Source organism: Citrobacter sp. ANG330, from assembly GCF_047467925.1.
GTDB lineage: Bacteria > Pseudomonadota > Gammaproteobacteria > Enterobacterales > Enterobacteriaceae > Citrobacter_A > Citrobacter_A amalonaticus_G.
The window spans coordinates 21,173-42,314 of the sequence record NZ_JASJUI010000014.1 but is presented as its reverse complement, the minus strand read 5'-3'; the positions used below and the strand labels follow the sequence as shown (position 1 = coordinate 42,314).

Below are 21,142 nucleotides of genomic sequence, written 5' to 3'. Positions count from 1 at the left end.
TTATAAGCATCAGGGGTGGTTATACTTTATAACCACCCCAGCGATAAATCCACTTCCTTTATATTGTTGCATAATTAAAACCTTATAGGTTCACAATAATTAATGAGGCATCATGGAAGAAAATTCGAATGCTAAACACTCCTCCTTTTGGGGGATTATGGTCATAGCCGGTACGGTGATTGGTGGGGGGATGTTTGCTCTCCCCGTTGATTTGTCCGGTGCGTGGTTTTTTTGGGGGGCGTTTATCTTAATAATCGCCTGGTTTTCAATGTTGCATTCCGGACTTCTGTTATTAGAGGCAAATTTAAATTACCCCGTCGGATCCAGTTTTAATACCATTACTAAAGATCTCATTGGCAACAAGTGGAACATTGTGAGTGGATTTACCGTTGCCTTTGTTCTTTACATCCTCACCTATGCCTATATTTCTGCTAATGGCGCCATTATTAGCGAAACAATCTCCATGAATATGGGGTATCGCGTTAACCCCCGAATCGTTGGAATCTGCACCGCCATTTTTGTCGCCAGCGTGTTGTGGATCAGTTCACTGGCAGCCAGTCGAATTACCTCCCTGTTCCTCGGGATTAAAATTATCTCTTTTATTATCGTTTTTGGGTCATTCTTCTTCCAGGTCGATTTTTCTATACTGCGGGATACAGCAGGCCAGGCTCAAAACAACGCCTCTTACTTCCCTTATATTTTTATGGCATTACCAGTATGCCTTGCTTCATTTGGCTTTCACGGAAACATTCCCAGCCTGATCATCTGCTATGGCAAAAGAAAAGATAAATTAATTAAAAGCATCGTCTTTGGTTCTTTGCTGGCATTGGTCATCTATCTGTTCTGGCTGTATTGCACCATGGGTAACATTTCGCGGGAAAGCTTCAGCGAGATCATCGCCTCAGGCGGTAATGTTGATTCATTAGTGAAATCATTCCTCGGCACCAAACAAACCGGCATCATCGAATTTTGTCTGTTGGTTTTTTCAAATCTGGCCGTCGCCAGCTCTTTTTTTGGCGTGACTCTGGGGCTATTTGACTATCTTGCGGATCTGTTCAAATTCGATAACTCATCGATGGGTCGCTTTAAAACCGTCTTGTTAACTTTCCTACCCCCGGCGATTTTATACTTAATCTTCCCGAACGGTTTTATCTATGGCATCGGCGGCGCAGGGCTGTGCGCAACAATATGGGCCGTGATCATCCCTGCGGTACTGGCCCTGAAAGCCCGCCAGAAATTCCCCAATAAAATGTTTACCGTCTGGGGCGGCGTCATTATCCCGACTATCGTGATCCTGTTCGGCGTAGCGGTTATTGTTTGCTGGTTCGGCAACGTCTTCAACCTGTTACCCCGATTCAGTTAAATTGCTGTGCTTCCTGGCTGACATGCTGCCTCATTCAGGGCGGCATGTCCTTTCAGGAAATTACTGTTGTCCAAATGGCAATTCGCCTTCTCCCCCTGTCGCCCCGTATCCTTAGCGCCACGCTTATCGTGAGGACGCTATGATCCGCTTTCTACTCTGCAGTTTTGCCCTTGTTTTACTCTATCCCGCCGGTATTGATATGTATCTGGTGGGGCTACCGCGCATCGCGGCCGATCTCAACGCCAGCGAAGCGCAGTTGCATATTGCGTTCTCTGTCTATCTGGCCGGGATGGCTTTCGCCATGCTGTTTGCCGGACGCATTGCTGACCGATCCGGCCGCAAGCCTGTCGCTCTTGCAGGGGCCTTCATTTTCATTATCGCTTCCACGCTGTGTTCACAGGCCACCAGCAGTACGCTGTTTCTCGGCGGACGTTTCCTGCAGGGTGTTGGCGCCGGTAGCTGTTATGTCGTCGCCTTCGCCATCCTGCGTGATACGCTCAACGATCGTCTGCGGGCAAAAGTACTGTCATTGCTAAACGGCATCACCTGTATCGTCCCGGTGCTGGCTCCGGTTCTCGGACATCTGATCATGCTCCGTTTTCCGTGGCAAAGTCTGTTCTATACCATGACCGCCATGGGAGTGACGGTCGGGCTACTGTCGCTGTTCATCCTTAAAGAGACGCGCCCGACCATACACGCTACCTCAGCCTCACCACAGGGACGCGAGTCGCTGGTAAACCGCTTTTTCCTCAGTCGACTGGCGATAACAACCCTCAGCGTGTCGGTGATCCTCACCTTTGTGAACATATCGCCGGTGCTGTTGATGGAGATGATGGGCTTTGCGCGCGGTGAATACGCCACCCTCATGGCGATGACCGCAGGTGTCAGTATGGTGGTCTCTTTTTCCACTCCGTTCGCGCTGAGCATTTTTAAACCGCGCACCCTGATGTTCACCTCACAAGTGCTCTTTCTGACTGCCGGTGTTGTGCTTAGCCTTGCCGATTCCAGCGCAGTGACGCTATTTGGTTTGACGCTGATCTGTGCCGGATTCTCCGTCGGCTTTGGCGTGGCGATGAGCCAGGCGCTGGGGCCATTTTCACTGCGCGCAGGGGTAGCCAGTTCGACGCTGGGCATAGCACAGGTCTGCGGGTCGTCGTTGTGGATTTGGCTGGCCGCGGTGCTGGGCATCAATGCGCTGAATATGCTGATCGGGATCCTGATTGCCTGTAGCATGGTGAGTCTGTTACTGATTATATTTGTCGCGCCCAACAGCTCCGTACCCAACCATGAAGAAATCCATCACCCGTCTCGATCTTAATTTGATGTTATGCCTGCAGCTACTTATGCAGGAGCGCAGCGTTACCAAAACAGCGAAGCGGATGAACGTCACGCCTTCTGCGGTGAGCAAGTCGCTGTCGAAGCTCAGAGTGTGGTTTGACGACCCGCTGTTCGTTAACACGCCGCTCGGCCTGTCGCCAACGCCGCTGATGCTCAGTATGGAGCAGAATCTGGCGGACTGGATGCAGATGGGCCATCAGCTGCTGGATAAGCCACATCACGAGACGCCACGCGGCCTGAAATTTGAACTGGTTGCCGAATCTCCGCTGATGATGATCATGTTCAATGCGCTGTCGCAGAAGATCTATCAACGCGACCCGCAGGCGACTATCAAAGTGCGTAACTGGGATTACGACTCGCTGGATGCCATCACCCGCGGTGAAGTGGATATCGGGTTTACCGGGCGCGAGAGCCACCCGCGTTCACGAGAATTATTGAGCCTGCTGCCACTGTCGATAGATTTTGAGGTGCTTTTTAGTGACATGCCGTGGGTCTGGCTGCGTGAAGATCATCCGGCCCTACAGGAAGAGTGGAATCTCGAGACGTTTCTGCGCTACCCACATATCAGCATTTGTTGGGAAAAGAGCGATACCTGGGCGCTGGACGATGTGCTGCAGGAGATGGGTCTCAAGCGCAATATCGCGATGAGTCTGCCTGGGTTCGAGCAGTCCCTGTTTATGGCTGCGCAACCGGAACACGCGCTTCTGGCAACCGCTCCACGCTATTGTCATCGCTATAACCAACTTCACCAGCTTCCCCTTGTCGCCCGACCTCTGCCGTTTGATGCCACACAGCGGGAAAAACTGTTGGTGCCTTTTACCCTGCTCTGGCACAAGCGCAACAGCCATAACCCGAAAATCGCCTGGTTAAGAGAGACCATCAAATCCCTGTATAGCGACCTCTCCTGACGCAAAAACAGCCAATCCGTGCCAGGAAATGTAAATGCGCGTAAGGGAGGCTGATTCAGTCGTACTTTTAGGCGATTGTATCTGTCTATAAACCGAGTAAATGCTACTCTCGTCATTATTAACGACCATTAATCATGGAGAGAAAAATGGCGACCCATTTTGCCAGAGGGATCCTGACGGAGGGACACCTGATTTCGATACGTCTTCCGTCATCCTGCCACCTTGAAGCACGGAGTTTACCCTCACATCGCCAGACCCGCTTTCTGGCATCCCGCGGGCTTCTCGCCGAGCTGATGTTTATGCTGTATGGCACGCTCGAGTTGCCGGAAATTGTCTACAAAGCCAAAGGTAAACCGGCATTTCGCGATAAAAATTTGCCCAGCTTTTCCATCGCCTATGCGGGGAACATGGTCGGTATAACGTTGACAACCGAAGGGGAATGCGGACTGGATATGGAACTCCAGCGCGCTACCCGAGGATTTATCAGCCCCCATTCCGTCGAAAGCCCGACCTTTTCCAGCAACGAAAGTCTGTGGATCAGCAAGCAAAACGATCCGGACGAAGCGCGTGCGCAGATGATCACTTTACGTCAGAGCGTGCTGAAACTGACGGGCGACGTGCGCAATGACGATCCTCGCGAACTCCAGCTTCTGCCGGGCGCCGGGCGACTGAAATGCGCACATGTTGCTCAAATTGAGGCTATCTGTGACGCAGAAGATCTGCTGGTATGGTCAGTTGCGGTTACGCCGGCCATTGAAAAACTTCAGCTTTGGGAGTTTGATGGTAAGCAGGGCTGGAAAAGCCTGCCTGATATCCAGACCCGCGCGAATGCGCCAACGGGTCGTCTGATGCGATTCGCGCCATTATCTGCCGCGACGTCTTATACGCATAACTGATGGAGTTACCATGTCTGAAACGTTGAAGGTTGTTACGCTACTGGGAAGCCTGCGCAAAGGTTCGTTTAACGGTATGGTTGCCCGTACGCTGCCGAAAATCGCCCCGGCGGGTATGGAAGTGAGTGCGTTACCGTCTATCGGTGATATCCCGCTCTACGATGCCGACGTGCAACAGGAAGAGGGTTTTCCGACAAGCGTCGACGCGCTGGCTGAACAGATCCGCCAGGCTGATGGGGTCATTATCGTTACGCCGGAATATAACTACTCGGTGCCGGGTGGCCTGAAGAATGCCATCGACTGGCTGTCGCGCCTGCCCGATCAGCCGCTTGCCGGCAAACCGGTGCTGATCCAGACCAGTTCGATGGGCGCCATTGGCGGCGCACGTTGCCAGTATCATCTGCGCCAGATTCTGGTGTTCCTGGACGCAATGGTGATGAACAAGCCGGAATTTATGGGCGGCGTAATTCAGAACAAAGTAGACCCGCAGACGGGTGAAGTGATTGACCAGAGTACGCTGGATCATCTGACCGGCCAGCTCACCGCGTTTGGCGACTACATCCAGCGCGTGAAGGCGTAAAATCAACCGACCTACGATCGTGAATCGTAGGCCGGATAAGCGCAGCGTCAGGCGGCGACGGCAAGAAATTAGTGCGCGTCGATAAACACAATCTTCAATACAAACAGCAGCGCGACAACCACCACGCACGGGCTGAGATCACGTACACGGCCTGTACCAATCTTCATTACGCAATAAGAGATAAAGCCCAGCGCGATCCCTTCAGTAATCGAGAAGCTGAATGGCATCATCACGGCGGTGATAAACGCCGGTACGGATTCGGTGAGGTCGTCCCACTTCACGCGCGCCAGACTGGAAGTCATTAACACGCCGACGTAAATCAACGCACCTGCGGCCGCATAGCCCGGCACCATCCCCGCCAGCGGCGACAGGAAGATCACCAGCAGGAACAGCAGACCCACGACCACCGCAGTCAGGCCAGTACGCCCCCCGACTGAAACGCCGGAAGAGGACTCAATATATGCGGTGACGGAAGAGGTACCGATAAATGCCCCGGTCACAGAGGAGACGCTATCAACATACAGCGCCTGCTTCATGCGTGGGAATTTCCCTTTTTCATCCGCCAGACCGGCTTTGTCAGTCACGCCGATCAGTGTGCCTGAAGAGTCAAACAGGTTAACCAGCATGAAGGAGAAAATCACGCCTGCCAGCCCGATGTTAAACGACCCGGCCAGATCGACATGACCAATCACCGATGACACGCTCGGTGGCGCAGAGACGATGCCGTTGTATTGCACATCACCCAGCATCCAGCCCAGCAGCGTGGTGACGATAATCGACACCAGTACGGCTGCATGAATGTTACGTGATGCCAGAATCGCGATGATGAAGAAACCGAGCACGCCCAGCAGCACGCTGTGGGAGGTCAGATTACCGATGCTGACCAGCGTTTCCGGGTTCGCGACGATTACGCCCGCGTTTTTCAGCCCCATCATACCGATGAATAAACCGATACCGCTGGTGATCCCCACGCGCAGACTGACCGGGATATTGGCAATCATCCAGTAACGCACGCGGAAAATGGTCAGCAACAGCAGACCGACCGCCCCCCAGAAAATCGCCCCCATACCGACCTGCCACGACAGGCCCATCGCGCCAACGACCACAAAAGCAAAAAAGGCATTCAGCCCCATCGCAGGCGCCAGCGCTACCGGCAGGTTAGCGAACAGCCCCATCAGGATGCTGCCAAAGGCGGCAATCAGACAGGTGGTGACGAAGACGGCGCTGGTGTCCATGCCAGCGACGCCTAAAATTTGTGGGTTCACAAAAACGATGTACACCATCGTCAGGAAAGTGGTGAAACCGGCGATCACTTCGGTGCGAGCCGTCGTGCCATGTTCGCGCAGTTTAAACACGCGTTCCAGCATACCCTGACCAGACGTCTGGGTTGTGTGTTGTTGACTCATTATCAATTTCCGAACAAGGAGGGAAAATTCGTCGCTATCCTATACCAAAATGCGACAATAGGGGGCGATTGTGAGAGGTTTTTTTCATTGAATTTGCTTATACGGCAACGATTGCGTTTCACGATCGTGCAGTACGTAAACGTTAAACCAGTTAAAAGGGAAAGGCATGTCCGGAATTGAAGCGGTATTTTTTGACTGTGACGGTACGCTGGTCGACAGTGAAGTCATCTGTGCCCGTGCGTATGTCGCGATGTTCCAGGAATTTGGTATCACTCTCGATCTCGACGAAATTTTCAAACGCTTTAAGGGCGTCAAACTCTATGAAATCATTGATATCATCAGTGAAGAACATGGGGTTGCGTTGGCGAAAGCTGACCTGGAAACCGTCTACCGCGCCGAGGTCGCACGCCTGTTCGACTCGGAACTGGAAGTGATCCCCGGAGCAAATGCGCTGCTGGACAGCATGACGGTGCCGATGTGCGTGGTCTCTAACGGCCCGGTCAGCAAAATGCAGCACTCGCTGGGTAAGCTGGGCATGCTGCATCATTTCCCGGATAAACTGTACAGCGGCTACGATATCCAACGCTGGAAACCCGATCCGGCACTGATGTTCCATGCGGCGAAAGCGATGAACGTGGATGTTGAAAACTGTATTCTGGTGGATGACTCGTCCGCGGGCGCACAGTCAGGTATTGAGGCGGGAATGGAAGTGTTCTACTTCTGTGCCGATCCGCATAACAAGCCTATCGAACATCCCAAAGTGACGACGTTTACCGATCTGGCGCAGTTGCCGGCGTTGTGGAAGGCGCGGGGCTGGAATATTACCCGGTAATGTTTTGTAGGCCCGGTAAGCTTGCGCCACCGGGCAATTGCCGGATGGCGCTAACGCTTATCCGGCCTACAGAGCACGTAGGGCGGGTAAGCGTTAGCGCCACCCGCCACAAACATCACTCTTTCGGATCTTTACCCGCCAGCAGCTTATCCAGTTCATCACCACCTACGTGACGGAAATCCTGACCTTTCACGAAGTAGAAGATGTATTCGCAGATATTCTGGCAACGGTCGCCGATACGCTCGATAGAGCGCGCGCAGAACAACGCAGTTAACACGCTGGGAATGGTGCGGGAATCTTCCATCATGTAGGTCATCAGCTGACGCACGATCCCTTCGTATTCCTGGTCGACTTTCTTGTCTTCGCGGTAGATGCGCACCGCTTCGTCCAGATCCATACGCGCAAACGCATCCAGCACATCGTGCAACATCTGTACGGTATGGCGGCCCAGTGACTCCAGGCTCACCAACAGTGGCTGATGCTGCTGGGAGAATTTCTCCAGCGCAGTACGGCAGATTTTATCTGCGACATCACCAATACGCTCCAGCTCGGCAATGGTTTTGATAATCGCCATCACCAGACGCAGGTCGCTCGCCGTCGGCTGGCGCTTGGCAATGATACGCACGCAGGCTTCGTCGATCGCCACTTCCATCATGTTGACGTGCTTATCGCCATCAATAACGCGTTTCGCCAGCTCGCTGTCCTGATTGTGCATCGCGGTGATGGCATCAGAAAGCTGCTGTTCAACCATGCCGCCCATTGTCATCACCTGGGTGCGGATGCTCTCCAGTTCAGCGTTGAACTGGCCGGAAATATGTTTATTAAGGTTCAGACTGTCCATTACGCGCTCCTGAATCAACCGTAACGACCGGTGATGTAATCTTCTGTTTGCTTTTTCGCAGGCCTGGTGAACAGCGCGTCCGTATCGCTGAACTCAATCAACTCGCCCAGGTACATAAACGCCGTATGGTCGGAACAACGCGCAGCCTGCTGCATGTTGTGGGTCACGATCACCACGGTATAATCCTGTTTTAGCTCGGTGATCAGCTCTTCGATACGACCGGTAGAGATCGGATCCAGCGCTGAACACGGCTCATCCAGCAACAGCACCTCCGGGCGAATGGCGATACCTCGCGCAATGCACAGACGCTGCTGCTGACCACCGGAGAGAGAGTACCCGCTCTGGTGCAATTTATCCTTGGTTTCATTCCATAATGCGGCCTTGGTCAACGCCCACTGGACACGCTCATCCATATCCGTACGGGAAAGCTTTTCAAACAGACGTACACCGAAGGCAATGTTGTCGTAAATAGACATCGGGAAAGGCGTCGGCTTCTGGAACACCATCCCCACTTTGGCACGCAGCAGAGCGATATCCTGGGTGTTGGTGAGGATATTGTCGCCATCCAGCAGGATTTCGCCTTCCGCACGCTGTTCCGGATACAGTTCAAACATCTTGTTGAACGTACGCAGTAGCGTCGATTTACCACAGCCGGATGGCCCGATAAACGCCGTCACCTGGTTCTTCGCAATATCCAGGTTAATGTTCTTCAGGGCATGGAATTTGCCGTAGTAGAAGTTCAAATCACGAACCTGAATCTTACCCGGAGCAGTATCAACCATACTCATTTTACTCTTTTCCTTATCATGCCTGATGGCGCGCAGCTTTCAGGCCTACAACAAATAGATTCAACCGTAGGCCGGATAAGGCGATTACGCCGCCATCCGGCAAGTCGTGTTAACCGTGTTTACTCTTGGCGAAAATCACACGCGCCAGAATGTTAAGCAGTAATACGCACAGGGTAATAATCAGCACCCCGGCCCACGCCAGTTGCTGCCATTCCGCAAACGGACTCATCGCAAATTTAAAGATGGTGACCGGCAGGTTAGCGATAGGCTGCATCATGTCGGTGCTCCAGAACTGGTTGGAGAGCGCCGTAAACAGCAGTGGAGCGGTTTCACCCGCGATACGCGCAATCGCCAGCAGAATACCGGTCATGATCCCGGAAACAGACGCTTTCAGCGTAATCGCGGAGATCATTTTCCACTTCGGCGTGCCCAGCGCATACGCCGCTTCACGCAGGCTGTCCGGCACCAGTTTCAGCATGTTTTCGGTGGTTCGAATCACGATAGGCACCTGCAGCAGCGCCAGCGCAATCACGCCCGCCCAGCCGGAGAAGTGCTCCATCTGCGCCACCACAATGGTGTACACGAACAGGCCAACGACGATAGACGGGGCGGAAAGCAGAATGTCATTGATGAAGCGAATCACTTCCGCCAGCCAGGATTTGCGGCCATATTCCGCAAGATAAATCCCGGCCATGATGCCCAGCGGCGTACCAAACACGGTCGCCCAGAGGATTAACAGACCACTGCCCGCCAGAGCGTTCGCCAGACCGCCACCTGCCGTATTTGGCGGCGGCGTCATTTCGGTAAACAGCGCCAGCGACATCCCGTCGATGCCACGGGTAATCGTGGACATCAGGATCCAGACGAGCCAGAACAGGCCAAATGCCATCGTCGCCATAGAGAGCGTCAGGGCGATGCGGTTTTTCATCCGGCGACGCGCCTGCATTTTGCGGCGGGATTCCGCAAGCTGAGCGGTGTTTTGCATTTCAAGCGTAGCCATTAGCGTGCCCCCTCGTTCTTCGCAAGGCGCAGAATCATAAACTTGGACGCGGCCAGCACGATGAAGGTAATCACGAACAGAATAAGACCTAACTCCATCAACGCCGCAACGTGCAGGCCGGATTCGGCTTCCGCAAATTCATTCGCCAGCGCAGAAGTAATACTGTTACCTGGCATATACAGCGACGCGCTGTCGAGCTGGTAGGTATTACCGATGATAAAGGTGACCGCCATCGTTTCACCCAGCGCACGTCCCAGACCCAGCATAATACCGCCAATCACCCCATTTTTGGTGAACGGCAACACGATGCGCCAGATAACCTCCCAGGTGGTACAGCCGATACCGTAGGCAGACTCTTTCATCATTACCGGCGTCTGTTCGAACACATCACGCATAACCGCCGCGATATACGGGATAATCATGATGGCGAGAATCACCCCTGCTGCCAGAATACCGATACCAAACGCCGGGCCAGAGAACAGCGCGCCAACAAACGGAATGTTGGAAAGGACGTTGCCGACCGGCTCCTGGAAATAAGTGGCAAACAGCGGAGCAAAAATAAACAGGCCCCACATGCCGTAGACGATACTCGGAATAGCCGCCAGCAGTTCAATCGCGATGCCCAGCGGGCGACGCAGCCAGCCAGGCGCGAGTTCGGTCAGAAACAGGGCAATGCCGAAGCTCACCGGAACGGCGATCAGCAGGGCGATAAAGGAGGTGACCAGCGTACCGTAGATCGGTACCAGCGCCCCGTAGATGTCATTTGGCGCATCCCAGTCTTTCGTCCACAGGAATGAGAAACCAAATTTCTCAATGCTGGGCCAGGAGGAGATGATCAGAGAGACAATAATGCCACCCAACATCAATAGCACAATCAGCGCAGCCAGTTTTACCAGCGCGCTGAAGATTTTGTCACCCTTTTTACCCGGTGGGTTAAAAGCAGGCTTGGTTGCAGCCATAAATCACTCTTTCCATTAAACGCGTTTACGAAATTGCCCATGCCGGATGGCGCTACGCTTATCCGGCCTACAAAGCGGGCCTACAGGCGGAACTGTAGGGCGGATAAGCGTAGCGCCATCCGCCAATTCGTCAAAGATATTCTGTTAGTACAGCGCTTTACCGCTGCTATCCTTCACATTGGTCTTCCATGCTGCACGGATCTGCTCAACCACGCTGTCCGGCAGGCTGGCGTAATCCAGGTCATTCGCCTGTTTGCCGCCATTTTTGTATGCCCAGTCGAAGAATTTCAGCACTTCAGCACCCTGCTCAGGTTTCTTCTGCTCTTTGTGAACCAGGATGAAGGTAGTGGAGGTAATCGGCCACGCATCATCACCTTTCTGGTTCGTCAGATCCTGTGCGAAGGATTTACTCCAGTCAGCGCCTTTCGCGGCGTTAGCGAAGTTCTCTTCGGTCGGACTAACCGGTTTACCGTCAGCAGAAATCAGTTTGGTGTATGCCAGGTTGTTCTGCTTAGCGTAAGCGTATTCAACGTAACCGATGGAACCTGGCAGACGCTGTACGAACGCGGCGATACCGTCGTTACCTTTACCGCCGAGACCAGTCGGCCAGTTAACGGTAGAGCCTGCGCCCACTTTGGTTTTCCACTCTTCGTTCACTTTCGCCAGATAGCTGGTGAAGACGAAGGAGGTACCGGAACCATCAGCACGACGTACAACGGCGATGTTCTGAGAAGGCAGTTTCACGCCCGGGTTCAGTTTGGTGATGGCTTCATCATCCCACTTCTTAATTTTACCCAGGTAGATGTCACCCAGCGTTTTACCATCCAGCACCAGTTCGCCAGACTTCAGACCCGGGATGTTTACCGCCAGCACCACACCGCCAATGACGGTCGGGAACTGGAACAGGCCTTCCTGATTCAGTTTTTCGTCAGACAACGGCGCATCAGATGCCCCGAAATCGACGGTATTCGCTGTAATTTGTTTAACACCACCGGAGGAGCCGATACCCTGGTAGTTGACTTTACTACCGGTCTCTTTCTGATAAGTATCAGCCCATTTGGCATACACCGGCGCAGGAAAAGTTGCACCTGCGCCTGTCAGACTTGCTGCTGCTAACGCAGAGAACGCGCTCATCGATAAGGTCGCGGCGACAACAGTTGCGACAGTGGTACGCATAACTTTCATAATGTCTCCTGCATGATTTTCGTAAATCATTGTTAAGTGGCTACGATGAGCAAAATAGGACAAACAGGTGACAGTTAAATGTACGAAATATGACAGTTTTATGACAATGAAAATCTCCATTAAATCAGTATCATTTTTTTCCTGTTTATCATTAACTTAACTGGATATATGACAACAGCTTTTCAGGAAAATTTTCTTTTTGTGACACTGAAAAAAGTAGCTGAAGATGAAGATTTGTCACATTAAAACGGCGGGAGAATTGATTAAAAACAGCACAGGGGTGAAAAAAATGCCCCGCTTTCGCAGGGCATGAGCCTTTTACTCGACGGTAACCGATTTTGCCAGGTTACGCGGCTGATCCACGTCGGTGCCTTTAATCAGCGCCACGTGATAAGCCAGCAGTTGCAGCGGCACGGTATAGAAGATTGGTGCAATCACCTCTTCGACATGCGGCATCTCAATGATGTGCATGTTGTCGCTGCTGACAAAACCAGCGTCCTGATCGGCGAAGACATACAGCTGACCGCCACGGGCGCGTACTTCTTCGATATTAGACTTCAGTTTTTCCAGCAGTTCGTTGTTTGGCGCAACAACGATAACCGGCATATCGGCATCAATCAGCGCCAGCGGGCCGTGTTTCAGTTCACCTGCCGCATAGGCTTCAGCGTGGATGTAGGAGATCTCTTTGAGCTTCAGTGCACCTTCCAGCGCAATGGGATACTGATCGCCACGGCCCAGGAACAGGGCATGGTGCTTGTCAGAGAAATCTTCCGCCAGGGCTTCAATACGTTTGTCCTGAGAGAGCATTTGCTCGATACGGCTCGGCAGCGCCTGCAGGCCATGAACGATGTCATGCTCAATGGACGCATCCAGACCTTTCAGACGTGCCAGTTTCGCCACCAGCATGAGCAGAACGGTTAACTGAGTGGTAAAGGCTTTCGTCGACGCCACGCCGATTTCCGTACCGGCATTGGTCATCATCGCCAGATCCGATTCACGTACCAGAGAGGAGCCCGGAACGTTACAGATGGCGAGAGATCCCAGATAGCCCAGTTCTTTCGACAAACGCAGGCCTGCCAGCGTATCCGCCGTTTCACCCGACTGAGACAGCGTGATCATCAGGCTATTACGGCGTACTGCTGATTTGCGGTAGCGGAATTCAGAAGCGATTTCGACGTCGCACGGAATGCCGGCCAAAGATTCAAACCAGTAGCGAGAAACCATCCCGGAGTTGTAGGACGTGCCACACGCGATGATCTGGATATGCTCAACCTGAGACAACAGCTCATTAGCTTTTGGTCCGAGTTCGCTTAAATCCACTTCGCCGTGGCTGATGCGACCGGTCAGGGTGTTTTTAATCGCGTTCGGCTGTTCGTAGATCTCTTTCTGCATGTAGTGGCGATAAATACCTTTATCACCCGCGTCATATTGCAGATTAGATTCGATATCCTGACGCTTCACGTCCGCGCCCGTTTTATCAAAAATGGCGACGGAACGGCGGGTGACTTCTGCAATATCGCCTTCTTCCAGGAAGATAAAGCGACGGGTCACCGGCAATAGCGCCAGCTGATCGGAGGCGATAAAGTTTTCCCCCATCCCCAGGCCGATAACCAGCGGGCTACCTGAACGCGCAGCCAGCAGTGTATCCGGATGACGGGTATCCATGATGACCGTACCGTACGCGCCGCGCAGTTGCGGGATGGCGCGCAGCACGGCATCACGCAGTGTACCGCCCTGTTTCAGCTCCCAGTGCACTAAGTGAGCAATCACTTCGGTGTCGGTTTCTGAAACGAAGGTATAGCCGCGCGCTTTCAGTTCTTCACGCAGCGGTTCATGGTTTTCGATGATGCCGTTATGCACCACCACAATGTGTTCAGAAACATGCGGATGCGCGTTTGCTTCCGAAGGTTCGCCATGCGTTGCCCAGCGAGTATGAGCAATACCAGTGCCGCCGTGCAGCGGATGTTCTTCCGCAGCCTGAGACAGCATCTGTACTTTACCCAGACGACGCAGACGGGTCATATGACCTTCTGCATCCACCACGGCCAGACCCGCAGAGTCGTAACCACGGTATTCCAGACGACGTAAACCTTCGAGAAGGATTTCAGCTACATCACGTTGCGCGATAGCGCCAACAATTCCACACATAGTTTTTTATTTCCGAATCAAGGCATTATGCCTGTCGTTGTCTTTCGACCTGTATTTACCCTGCGTCTTTCACGCTGCGGCTGCGTTGGCTTCTCGTTCTCGCCACGGTCACTTACTTAAGTAAGCTCCCATGGACTCATACGCTTGCCGCCTTGCCACAACGCGAAATCCTTTGGGTAACGCCCTTTCGGGCACCCCGAGCCTTGTAGAGAGTGGGGTTATTTTTATGGGTACTGCTTGTGGGGGGAGATATATATTTATCTCCTCTCCCGGGTTTGCCTGATGACGGCTACGCCTTATCAGGCCTACTCAATCGTAGGCCGGATAAGCGAAAGCGCCATCCGGCAAAAATATCTATTTTTTCTTCACCGGGCGTTTCCAGCCCTGCTTGTTAACCTGCGGCACGCGACTTATCACCAGTTCATTATCCGCAACATTACGGGTGACGGTGGTCCCGGCAGCGATGGTTGCCCCATGGCCTACGGTTACCGGTGCCACCAGCTGAGTATCGGATCCAACAAACACATCATCGCCAATAATGGTTTTAAACTTGTTCGCGCCGTCGTAGTTGCAGGTAATGGTGCCTGCGCCAATGTTCACGTTGTCGCCAATTTCCGCATCGCCCAAATAGGTCAGGTGGCCGGCTTTTGAGCCTTTGCCAAGACGCGCTTTCTTCATCTCGACAAAGTTCCCGACGTGAGCGCCTTCCATCAGCTCCGCACCAGGGCGCAGACGGGCAAACGGTCCGATGGTGCAGGCCGCATCAAGATGGGCATCTTCCACCACGCTGTACGGGCTGATTTCACAGTCATCACCAATAACGCTGTTTTTAATGACGCAACCCGCGCCAATCTTCACGCGATGGCCCAACGTGACGTGACCTTCGATGATAACGTTAGTATCAATTTCAACATCTCGCCCGTGAGCGAGCGTACCGCGCAGATCAAAACGCGCCGGATCGCGCAGCATCACGCCCGCCAGCAGCAGTTTTTCTGCCTGCTCGGACTGGTAAACACGCTCCAGGCGGGAGAGCTGAAGACGGTTATTCACCCCTTCGGTTTCGCTAATACGCGCCGGATGTACCGCCGCAATCTCACGCCCTTCCTGGTACGCCATCGCAATAATGTCGGTGATGTAGAATTCACCCTGCGCGTTGTTATTGGTCAGTTTAGACAGCCAGCGCTTCATGTCCGCGCCATTGGCAATCAGGATCCCGGTGTTGATCTCCTGAATCCTGCGCTGTTCGTCGCTGGCATCTTTGTGCTCAACAATGCCGGTCACTTTGCCGTTTTCACGCGTGATACGACCATAACCGCTTGGATCGTCCAGCACGACGGTCAGCAAACCGATGCCGCCCTGGGGTTTGGCTTCACGCAAGCGAGTCAGGGTTTCAACAGAGATCAGCGGGACATCGCCGTAGAGCATTAAAATGTCTTCATCATCGCCAAAGAATGGCGCAGCCTGCTGCATAGCGTGGCCGGTGCCCAACTGCTCCGCCTGCAGAACCCAGTTCAGGTTCTCTTCTTTCAGGCTTTCTTTAAGCAGATCGCCGCCGTGCCCGTAGACCAGATGCACTTGAGATGAGCCTAATTCATTTGCTACATCAATGACATGCTGAACCATCGATTTCCCGGCAAGGGTATGCAGCACTTTTGGAAGATCGGAATACATACGTGTGCCTTTGCCTGCGGCAAGGATCACTACGCTCATCGCTTTATTCAACATACGCGCCCTGACTGTAATTTGAGAACGAATTTATACCGTTTCACGTTGAAAATACTACATTTTTTTCGTCGTGAAATGGGCAGAGGATAAAACGCACAATCGCGAGTTTTCCTCTACGAAGATAGAGACATTTTCGTCCATTGATGCGGCTTTTGTCTTCTGAAAAGTCACCTGATATCGCGATTAACGCGCCAGGCTAATGTTTTTGCTCTTTTTTTGATCCAAAAAGAAAGATGACGTAAAGAGCACAACAATGACAGGCAAAAAAAAACCAGCCTGAAATCAGACTGGTTTTCGTTTTTTAACCCGGTGTTACATCGCTTTTTTGGTCAACTCGATAACGCGCAGTTTTGCGATCGCTTTGGCCAGTTCCGCAGATGCCTGAGCGTAATCCACGTCACCATGAGAGCTCTTAATGTGCTCTTCAGCCTTACGTTTCGCTTCCAGGGCTCTCGCTTCATCGAGATCCTGCCCGCGAATCGCGGTATCAGCCAGTACGGTCACGCTGCCTGGTTGCACTTCAAGAATGCCGCCAGACAGGTAGATAAACTCTTCATGACCGAACTGTTTAACGATGCGGATCATACCAGGCTTAATGGCGGTGAGCAGTGGGGCGTGCCCTGGGAAAATACCCAGTTCACCTTCACTACCCGTTACCTGGATTTTCTCGACCAGACCAGAGAACATTTGTTGCTCTGCGCTGACGACATCCAGGTGGTAAGTCATTGCCATATCACCCTCCGATTAAGGCGTTAAAGTTTTTTGGCTTTTTCTACGGCTTCTTCGATAGAACCAACCATGTAGAACGCCTGCTCTGGCAGGTGGTCATACTCGCCTTCCATGATGCCTTTAAAGCCACGGATGGTGTCTTTCAGGGAAACGTATTTACCCGGAGAACCGGTGAATACTTCCGCAACGAAGAACGGCTGGGACAGGAAGCGCTGGATCTTACGCGCACGTGCTACCACCAGTTTGTCTTCTTCAGACAGTTCATCCATACCCAGGATGGCGATGATGTCTTTCAGTTCCTGGTAACGTTGCAGCAGGGACTGTACGCCACGCGCGGTGTCGTAGTGTTCCTGACCTACCACCAGCGGATCCAACTGACGGCTGGTAGAATCCAGCGGGTCAACGGCCGGATAGATACCCAGAGACGCGATCTGACGGCTCAGTACCACTGTTGCATCTAAGTGAGCAAAGGTGGTGGCTGGCGACGGGTCAGTCAAGTCATCCGCAGGTACGTATACCGCCTGAACGGAAGTGATAGAACCGGTTTTGGTCGAGGTGATACGTTCCTGCAGAACACCCATCTCTTCCGCCAGGGTCGGCTGGTAACCTACCGCTGATGGCATACGACCCAGCAGTGCGGAAACTTCCGTACCGGCCAGGGTGTAACGATAGATGTTATCGACGAACAGCAGTACGTCACGACCTTCGTCACGGAATTTCTCTGCCATGGTCAGACCGGTCAGCGCAACGCGCAGACGGTTTCCCGGCGGCTCGTTCATCTGGCCGTAAACCAGGGATACTTTATCCAGAACGTTGGAGTCGGTCATTTCGTGGTAGAAGTCGTTACCCTCACGAGTACGTTCACCTACGCCCGCAAACACGGAGTAACCGGAGTGCTCGATCGCGATGTTACGGATCAGCTCCATCATGTTTACGGTTTTACCTACACCCGCACCACCGAACAGACCGACTTTACCGCCCTTCGCGAACGGACACATCAGGTCGATAACTTTGATACCGGTTTCCAGCAGTTCCTGAGAGCTGGACAGCTCTTCATAGGACGGTGCTGCGCGGTGGATAGCCCAACGCTCTTCTTCACCGATATCGCCTTTCATGTCGATCGGGTGACCCAGGACGTTCATGATACGACCCAGGGTTGCTTTACCTACCGGGACTTCGATCGGGTGCTCAAGGTCTTTGACTTCCAGACCACGACGCAGACCGTCGGAAGAACCCATTGCGATGGTACGTACGATACCGCCGCCGAGCTGCTGCTGAACTTCCAGCACCAGACTCTCTTTACCATTCATAACCTCAAGAGCATCGTACACGCGCGGTACGGCATCCTGAGGGAATTCGACGTCAACCACGGCGCCGATTACCTGGACAATTTTTCCAGTAGCCATCTTGAATCCTCTACGAATTAACCTGGTTATACCGCGGATGCACCACCGACGATTTCGGTGAGTTCCTGAGTAATGCTGGCCTGACGAGCTTTGTTGTATACCAACTGCAGCTCTTTAATCAGGCTGCCGCCATTGTCGGTCGCGGCTTTCATCGCCACCATACGTGCGGCCTGCTCGCTGGCCAGGTTTTCTACCACGCCCTGATAAACCTGAGATTCAACGTAACGACGCAGCAGGGTATCCAGCAGCGGTTTCGGATCAGGTTCATACAGGTAATCCCAGGCTTTTTGTTTTAACTCTTCATCTTCTGATGCCGGTAATGGCAGCAGTTGAGTCAGCGTCGGAACCTGAGACATGGTGTTGATAAATTTGTTGCTGACAACGTACAGTCTGTCCAGACGACCTTCATCGTAAGCCTGCAGCATCACTTTAACCGGACCGATCAGTTCGGACAGGGAAGGGTTATCCCCCATACCGGTTACCTGCGCAACCACATTACCGCCAACGGAATTAAAGAAAGACACGCCCTTAGAGCCGATCATTGCGATGTCGCACTGAACGCCTTTATCGGACCATGTTTTCATATCCGCCAGCAGCTTTTTGAACAGGTTAATGTTCAAACCACCGCACAGACCACGGTCAGTCGACACCACCAGGTAGCCCACGCGTTTAACGTCGCGTTCTTCCAGGTACGGGTGCTTATATTCCAGATTACCATTCGCAAGGTGACCAATCACTTTGCGCATGGTCTCTGCATAAGGACGGCTGGCCGCCATGCGATCCTGCGATTTACGCATTTTGGAAGCGGCGACCATCTCCATCGCTTTAGTGATCTTCTGCGTGTTCTGGACGCTTGCGATCTTACTACGTATCTCTTTTGCGCCGGCCATGAGCTTCTCCTCAATGCCTTGCGGCCTGTCCTAAGACAAGCCGCCAGACGTTACCAGGACTGGGTTGCTTTGAAGGAATCGAGGATAGCTTTCAGCTTGCCTTCGATTTCGTCGTTATAGTTACCAGTCTGGTTGATTTCTTGCATCAGCGGAGCATGGTCACGGTCGACGTAAGCCAGCAGAGCGGCTTCAAAGCTACCGATTTTCGCCAGTTCCACATCTTCGAGGTAACCGCGTTCAGCCGCGAACAGAACCACACCCTGCTGTGCTACAGACATAGGGGCATACTGTTTCTGTTTCAGCAGTTCGGTCACTTTCTGACCGTGGCTCAGCTGTTTACGGGTTGCTTCGTCCAGATCGGATGCGAACTGAGAGAACGCAGCCAGTTCACGATACTGTGCCAGCGCGGTACGGATACCACCGGACAGTTTCTTGATGATCTTGGTCTGAGCAGCACCACCTACACGAGATACGGAGATACCCGGGTTAACTGCCGGACGAATACCGGAGTTGAACAGGTTAGTTTCCAGGAAGATCTGACCATCGGTAATGGAAATTACGTTGGTCGGAACGAACGCAGAAACGTCACCCGCCTGGGTTTCGATAATCGGCAGAGCGGTCAGGGAGCCGGTTTTACCTTTCACTTCACCCTTGGTGAAGTTCTCAACGTATTCCGCGTTAACGCGGGATGCGCGCTCCAGCAGACGGGAGTGGAGGTAGAACACGTCGCCCGGGAATGCTTCACGTCCTGGCGGACGACGGAGCAGCAGGGAAACCTGACGGTAAGCAACAGCCTGTTTAGACAGGTCATCGTATACGATCAGCGCATCTTCACCGCGGTCACGGAAGTATTCGCCCATGGCGCAACCGGCATACGGCGCCAGGTATTGCAGTGCGGCAGATTCAGACGCAGTCGCTACCACAACGATGGTGTTAGACAGTGCGCCATGTTCTTCCAGTTTACGAACCACGTTAGAAATGGTGGACGCTTTCTGGCCGATAGCCACGTACACACATTTGATGCCGGAGTCACGCTGGTTGATGATGGCATCGATTGCCATTGCGGTTTTACCGGTCTGACGGTCACCGATGATCAATTCACGCTGACCACGACCGATTGGGATCATGGCATCAACGGATTTATAACCGGTCTGCACCGGCTGATCGACGGACTGACGTTCGATTACGCCCGGTGCGATAACTTCGATTGGCGAGAAGCCATCGTTATCAACCGGACCTTTACCGTCAATCGGGAAACCCAGGGTGTTCACCACACGGCCCAGCAGGCCGCGGCCAACCGGAACTTCCAGAATACGACCCGTACACTTAACCTTCATACCTTCAGCGAGGTCAGCGTATGGACCCATCACCACTGCACCCACGGAGTCGCGCTCCAGGTTCAGTGCGATAGCGTAACGGTTACCCGGCAGGGAAATCATCTCACCCTGCATACAATCGGCCAGGCCGTGAATGCGGATAACACCGTCACTTACAGAAACAATAGTACCTTCGTTGTGAGCTTCACTCACAACATTGAACTGAGCAATGCGCTGCTTGATCAGTTCGCTGATTTCGGTGGAATTCAGTTGCATGCTCCAGTCCCCTTAAGACTGCAAGACGTCTGCAAGGCGTTCAAGACGGCCGCGTACGCTGCCATCAATGACCATATCACCCGCACGGATGATTACGCCTGCCATTACAGACTTATCGATTTTGCAATTCAGCTTAACTTTGCGTGACAGACGTTTTTCCATCGCAGCGCTAATCTTCGCAAGCTGTTCTTCACTCAGTTCGTTCGCGGAAGTGACTTCTACCTCAGAGATAGACTCACTCGCGGCACGCAGGTGAATAAACTGCTCAAGAACATCCGGGAGCGCGTTCAGACGGTTATTCTCAGCCATTACCTTAATCAGGTTCTGACCGTTTTCGTCCAGTTGCTCACCGCAAACTGCGATAAACGACCCAGCGAGTGTTTCCGGCGCCAGTGCGCCAGAGAGAAGCTCGGCCATTTGTTCGTTCTTCGTCACCTCGGCGGCAAACGCCAGCATGTCCTGCCAACGCTCTACACTTTGGTGTTCGACGGCAAAGTCAAAAGCTGCTTTGGCGTAGGGGCGAGCTACCGTAACAAATTCAGACATCAGCCCCTCCCTC

19 protein-coding genes are annotated in these 21,142 nt (G+C 53.0%); 6 read left to right on the top strand and 13 right to left on the bottom strand.

Annotation, left to right across the window (positions count from 1 at the left end):
- Positions 1–112 precede the first annotated feature (112 nt).
- The 5 genes from tnaB to QNN88_RS21360 all read left to right on the top strand — a co-directional run bounded on the left by tnaB (position 113) and on the right by QNN88_RS21360 (position 5,082).
- Positions 113–1,363 (top strand): low affinity tryptophan permease TnaB, encoded by a 1,251-nt coding sequence (gene tnaB, locus QNN88_RS21380; protein ID WP_414241954.1) that lies wholly within the window; start codon positions 113–115, stop codon positions 1,361–1,363.
- A gap of 139 nt (positions 1,364–1,502) precedes the next feature.
- Complete coding sequence (locus QNN88_RS21375; protein WP_414241953.1) at positions 1,503–2,681, top strand: MFS transporter; 1,179 nt, start codon at positions 1,503–1,505, stop codon at positions 2,679–2,681.
- On the top strand, positions 2,650–3,609 hold the full coding sequence (gene yidZ, locus QNN88_RS21370) for an HTH-type transcriptional regulator YidZ (RefSeq protein WP_414241952.1): 960 nt from the start codon (positions 2,650–2,652) through the stop codon (positions 3,607–3,609). Before QNN88_RS21375 ends, yidZ begins: the two co-directional genes overlap by 32 nt.
- Before the next feature lie 146 nt (positions 3,610–3,755).
- Positions 3,756–4,505 carry a 4'-phosphopantetheinyl transferase family protein gene (locus QNN88_RS21365; RefSeq protein ID WP_414241951.1) on the top strand — a complete coding sequence of 250 codons (750 nt, stop codon included), beginning with the start codon at positions 3,756–3,758 and terminating at the stop codon, positions 4,503–4,505.
- A gap of 10 nt (positions 4,506–4,515) precedes the next feature.
- Positions 4,516–5,082 carry an NADPH-dependent FMN reductase gene (locus QNN88_RS21360; protein ID WP_414241950.1) on the top strand — a complete coding sequence of 189 codons (567 nt, stop codon included), beginning with the start codon at positions 4,516–4,518 and terminating at the stop codon, positions 5,080–5,082.
- A 68-nt stretch (positions 5,083–5,150) separates the two neighbouring features.
- Here the strand turns inward: QNN88_RS21360 and adeP are convergent, their stop codons facing one another.
- Complete coding sequence (gene adeP, locus QNN88_RS21355) at positions 5,151–6,488, bottom strand: adenine permease AdeP (protein WP_414241949.1); 1,338 nt, start codon at positions 6,486–6,488, stop codon at positions 5,151–5,153.
- Between the two features lie 166 nt (positions 6,489–6,654).
- On the opposite strand from adeP, the gene yieH reads away from it, so the two are divergent.
- Positions 6,655–7,320, top strand: coding sequence for a 6-phosphogluconate phosphatase (gene yieH, locus QNN88_RS21350; protein WP_414241948.1), 666 nt, complete (start codon positions 6,655–6,657; stop codon positions 7,318–7,320).
- Positions 7,321–7,435: 115 nt separating this feature from the next.
- Here yieH and phoU read toward each other — a convergent pair whose 3' ends face one another.
- The 12 genes from phoU to atpH form a co-directional block, all read right to left on the bottom strand.
- Positions 7,436–8,161 carry a phosphate signaling complex protein PhoU gene (phoU, locus tag QNN88_RS21345; RefSeq protein ID WP_000377794.1) on the bottom strand — a complete coding sequence of 242 codons (726 nt, stop codon included), beginning with the start codon at positions 8,159–8,161 and terminating at the stop codon, positions 7,436–7,438.
- Between the two features lie 14 nt (positions 8,162–8,175).
- A complete protein-coding gene (gene pstB, locus QNN88_RS21340) occupies positions 8,176–8,949 on the bottom strand; it encodes a phosphate ABC transporter ATP-binding protein PstB (RefSeq protein ID WP_414241947.1) in 774 nt (257 codons plus the stop codon).
- A gap of 109 nt (positions 8,950–9,058) precedes the next feature.
- On the bottom strand, positions 9,059–9,949 hold the full coding sequence (pstA, locus tag QNN88_RS21335; protein ID WP_414241946.1) for a phosphate ABC transporter permease PstA: 891 nt from the start codon (positions 9,947–9,949) through the stop codon (positions 9,059–9,061).
- A complete protein-coding gene (pstC, locus tag QNN88_RS21330; protein ID WP_061075813.1) occupies positions 9,949–10,908 on the bottom strand; it encodes a phosphate ABC transporter permease PstC in 960 nt (319 codons plus the stop codon). The genes pstA and pstC overlap by 1 nt, the downstream gene beginning before the upstream one ends.
- A gap of 144 nt (positions 10,909–11,052) precedes the next feature.
- Entirely contained in the window at positions 11,053–12,093 is a 1,041-nt protein-coding gene (gene pstS, locus QNN88_RS21325) for a phosphate ABC transporter substrate-binding protein PstS (protein WP_046492450.1), read from the bottom strand.
- Positions 12,094–12,411: 318 nt separating this feature from the next.
- Complete coding sequence (gene glmS, locus QNN88_RS21320; RefSeq protein WP_414241945.1) at positions 12,412–14,241, bottom strand: glutamine--fructose-6-phosphate transaminase (isomerizing); 1,830 nt, start codon at positions 14,239–14,241, stop codon at positions 12,412–12,414.
- Positions 14,242–14,595: 354 nt separating this feature from the next.
- On the bottom strand, positions 14,596–15,966 hold the full coding sequence (gene glmU / locus QNN88_RS21315) for a bifunctional UDP-N-acetylglucosamine diphosphorylase/glucosamine-1-phosphate N-acetyltransferase GlmU (protein WP_414241944.1): 1,371 nt from the start codon (positions 15,964–15,966) through the stop codon (positions 14,596–14,598).
- Between the two features lie 312 nt (positions 15,967–16,278).
- The gene (locus tag QNN88_RS21310; protein WP_003023809.1) at positions 16,279–16,698 is read right to left on the bottom strand and encodes a F0F1 ATP synthase subunit epsilon; all 420 of its coding nucleotides are present in this window, start codon (positions 16,696–16,698) and stop codon (positions 16,279–16,281) included.
- Positions 16,699–16,718: 20 nt separating this feature from the next.
- The gene (gene atpD / locus QNN88_RS21305) at positions 16,719–18,101 is read right to left on the bottom strand and encodes a F0F1 ATP synthase subunit beta (protein ID WP_198906844.1); all 1,383 of its coding nucleotides are present in this window, start codon (positions 18,099–18,101) and stop codon (positions 16,719–16,721) included.
- Positions 18,102–18,127: 26 nt separating this feature from the next.
- Positions 18,128–18,991 carry a F0F1 ATP synthase subunit gamma gene (atpG, locus tag QNN88_RS21300; protein ID WP_005121458.1) on the bottom strand — a complete coding sequence of 288 codons (864 nt, stop codon included), beginning with the start codon at positions 18,989–18,991 and terminating at the stop codon, positions 18,128–18,130.
- Positions 18,992–19,041: 50 nt separating this feature from the next.
- Positions 19,042–20,583, bottom strand: coding sequence for a F0F1 ATP synthase subunit alpha (atpA, locus tag QNN88_RS21295; RefSeq protein ID WP_414241943.1), 1,542 nt, complete (start codon positions 20,581–20,583; stop codon positions 19,042–19,044).
- Positions 20,584–20,595: 12 nt separating this feature from the next.
- Positions 20,596–21,129: a F0F1 ATP synthase subunit delta gene (atpH, locus tag QNN88_RS21290; protein WP_042998754.1), complete on the bottom strand. Its 534-nt coding sequence runs from the start codon at positions 21,127–21,129 to the stop codon at positions 20,596–20,598.
- Positions 21,130–21,142: the final 13 nt, after the last annotated feature.

Bases quoted from the DNA above. Each gene is read 5' to 3' on its own strand.
- tnaB (WP_414241954.1), top strand. From the start codon at position 113: ATGGAAGAAAATTCGAATGCTAAACACTCCTCCTTTTGGGGGATTATG.
- QNN88_RS21375 (WP_414241953.1), top strand. From the start codon at position 1,503: ATGATCCGCTTTCTACTCTGCAGTTTTGCCCTTGTTTTACTCTATCCC.
- yidZ (WP_414241952.1), top strand. From the start codon at position 2,650: ATGAAGAAATCCATCACCCGTCTCGATCTTAATTTGATGTTATGCCTG.
- QNN88_RS21365 (WP_414241951.1), top strand. From the start codon at position 3,756: ATGGCGACCCATTTTGCCAGAGGGATCCTGACGGAGGGACACCTGATT.
- QNN88_RS21360 (WP_414241950.1), top strand. From the start codon at position 4,516: ATGTCTGAAACGTTGAAGGTTGTTACGCTACTGGGAAGCCTGCGCAAA.
- adeP (WP_414241949.1), bottom strand. From the start codon at position 6,488: ATGAGTCAACAACACACAACCCAGACGTCTGGTCAGGGTATGCTGGAA.
- yieH (WP_414241948.1), top strand. From the start codon at position 6,655: ATGTCCGGAATTGAAGCGGTATTTTTTGACTGTGACGGTACGCTGGTC.
- phoU (WP_000377794.1), bottom strand. From the start codon at position 8,161: ATGGACAGTCTGAACCTTAATAAACATATTTCCGGCCAGTTCAACGCT.
- pstB (WP_414241947.1), bottom strand. From the start codon at position 8,949: ATGAGTATGGTTGATACTGCTCCGGGTAAGATTCAGGTTCGTGATTTG.
- pstA (WP_414241946.1), bottom strand. From the start codon at position 9,949: ATGGCTACGCTTGAAATGCAAAACACCGCTCAGCTTGCGGAATCCCGC.
- pstC (WP_061075813.1), bottom strand. From the start codon at position 10,908: ATGGCTGCAACCAAGCCTGCTTTTAACCCACCGGGTAAAAAGGGTGAC.
- pstS (WP_046492450.1), bottom strand. From the start codon at position 12,093: ATGAAAGTTATGCGTACCACTGTCGCAACTGTTGTCGCCGCGACCTTA.
- glmS (WP_414241945.1), bottom strand. From the start codon at position 14,241: ATGTGTGGAATTGTTGGCGCTATCGCGCAACGTGATGTAGCTGAAATC.
- glmU (WP_414241944.1), bottom strand. From the start codon at position 15,966: ATGTTGAATAAAGCGATGAGCGTAGTGATCCTTGCCGCAGGCAAAGGC.
- QNN88_RS21310 (WP_003023809.1), bottom strand. From the start codon at position 16,698: ATGGCAATGACTTACCACCTGGATGTCGTCAGCGCAGAGCAACAAATG.
- atpD (WP_198906844.1), bottom strand. From the start codon at position 18,101: ATGGCTACTGGAAAAATTGTCCAGGTAATCGGCGCCGTGGTTGACGTC.
- atpG (WP_005121458.1), bottom strand. From the start codon at position 18,991: ATGGCCGGCGCAAAAGAGATACGTAGTAAGATCGCAAGCGTCCAGAAC.
- atpA (WP_414241943.1), bottom strand. From the start codon at position 20,583: ATGCAACTGAATTCCACCGAAATCAGCGAACTGATCAAGCAGCGCATT.
- atpH (WP_042998754.1), bottom strand. From the start codon at position 21,129: ATGTCTGAATTTGTTACGGTAGCTCGCCCCTACGCCAAAGCAGCTTTT.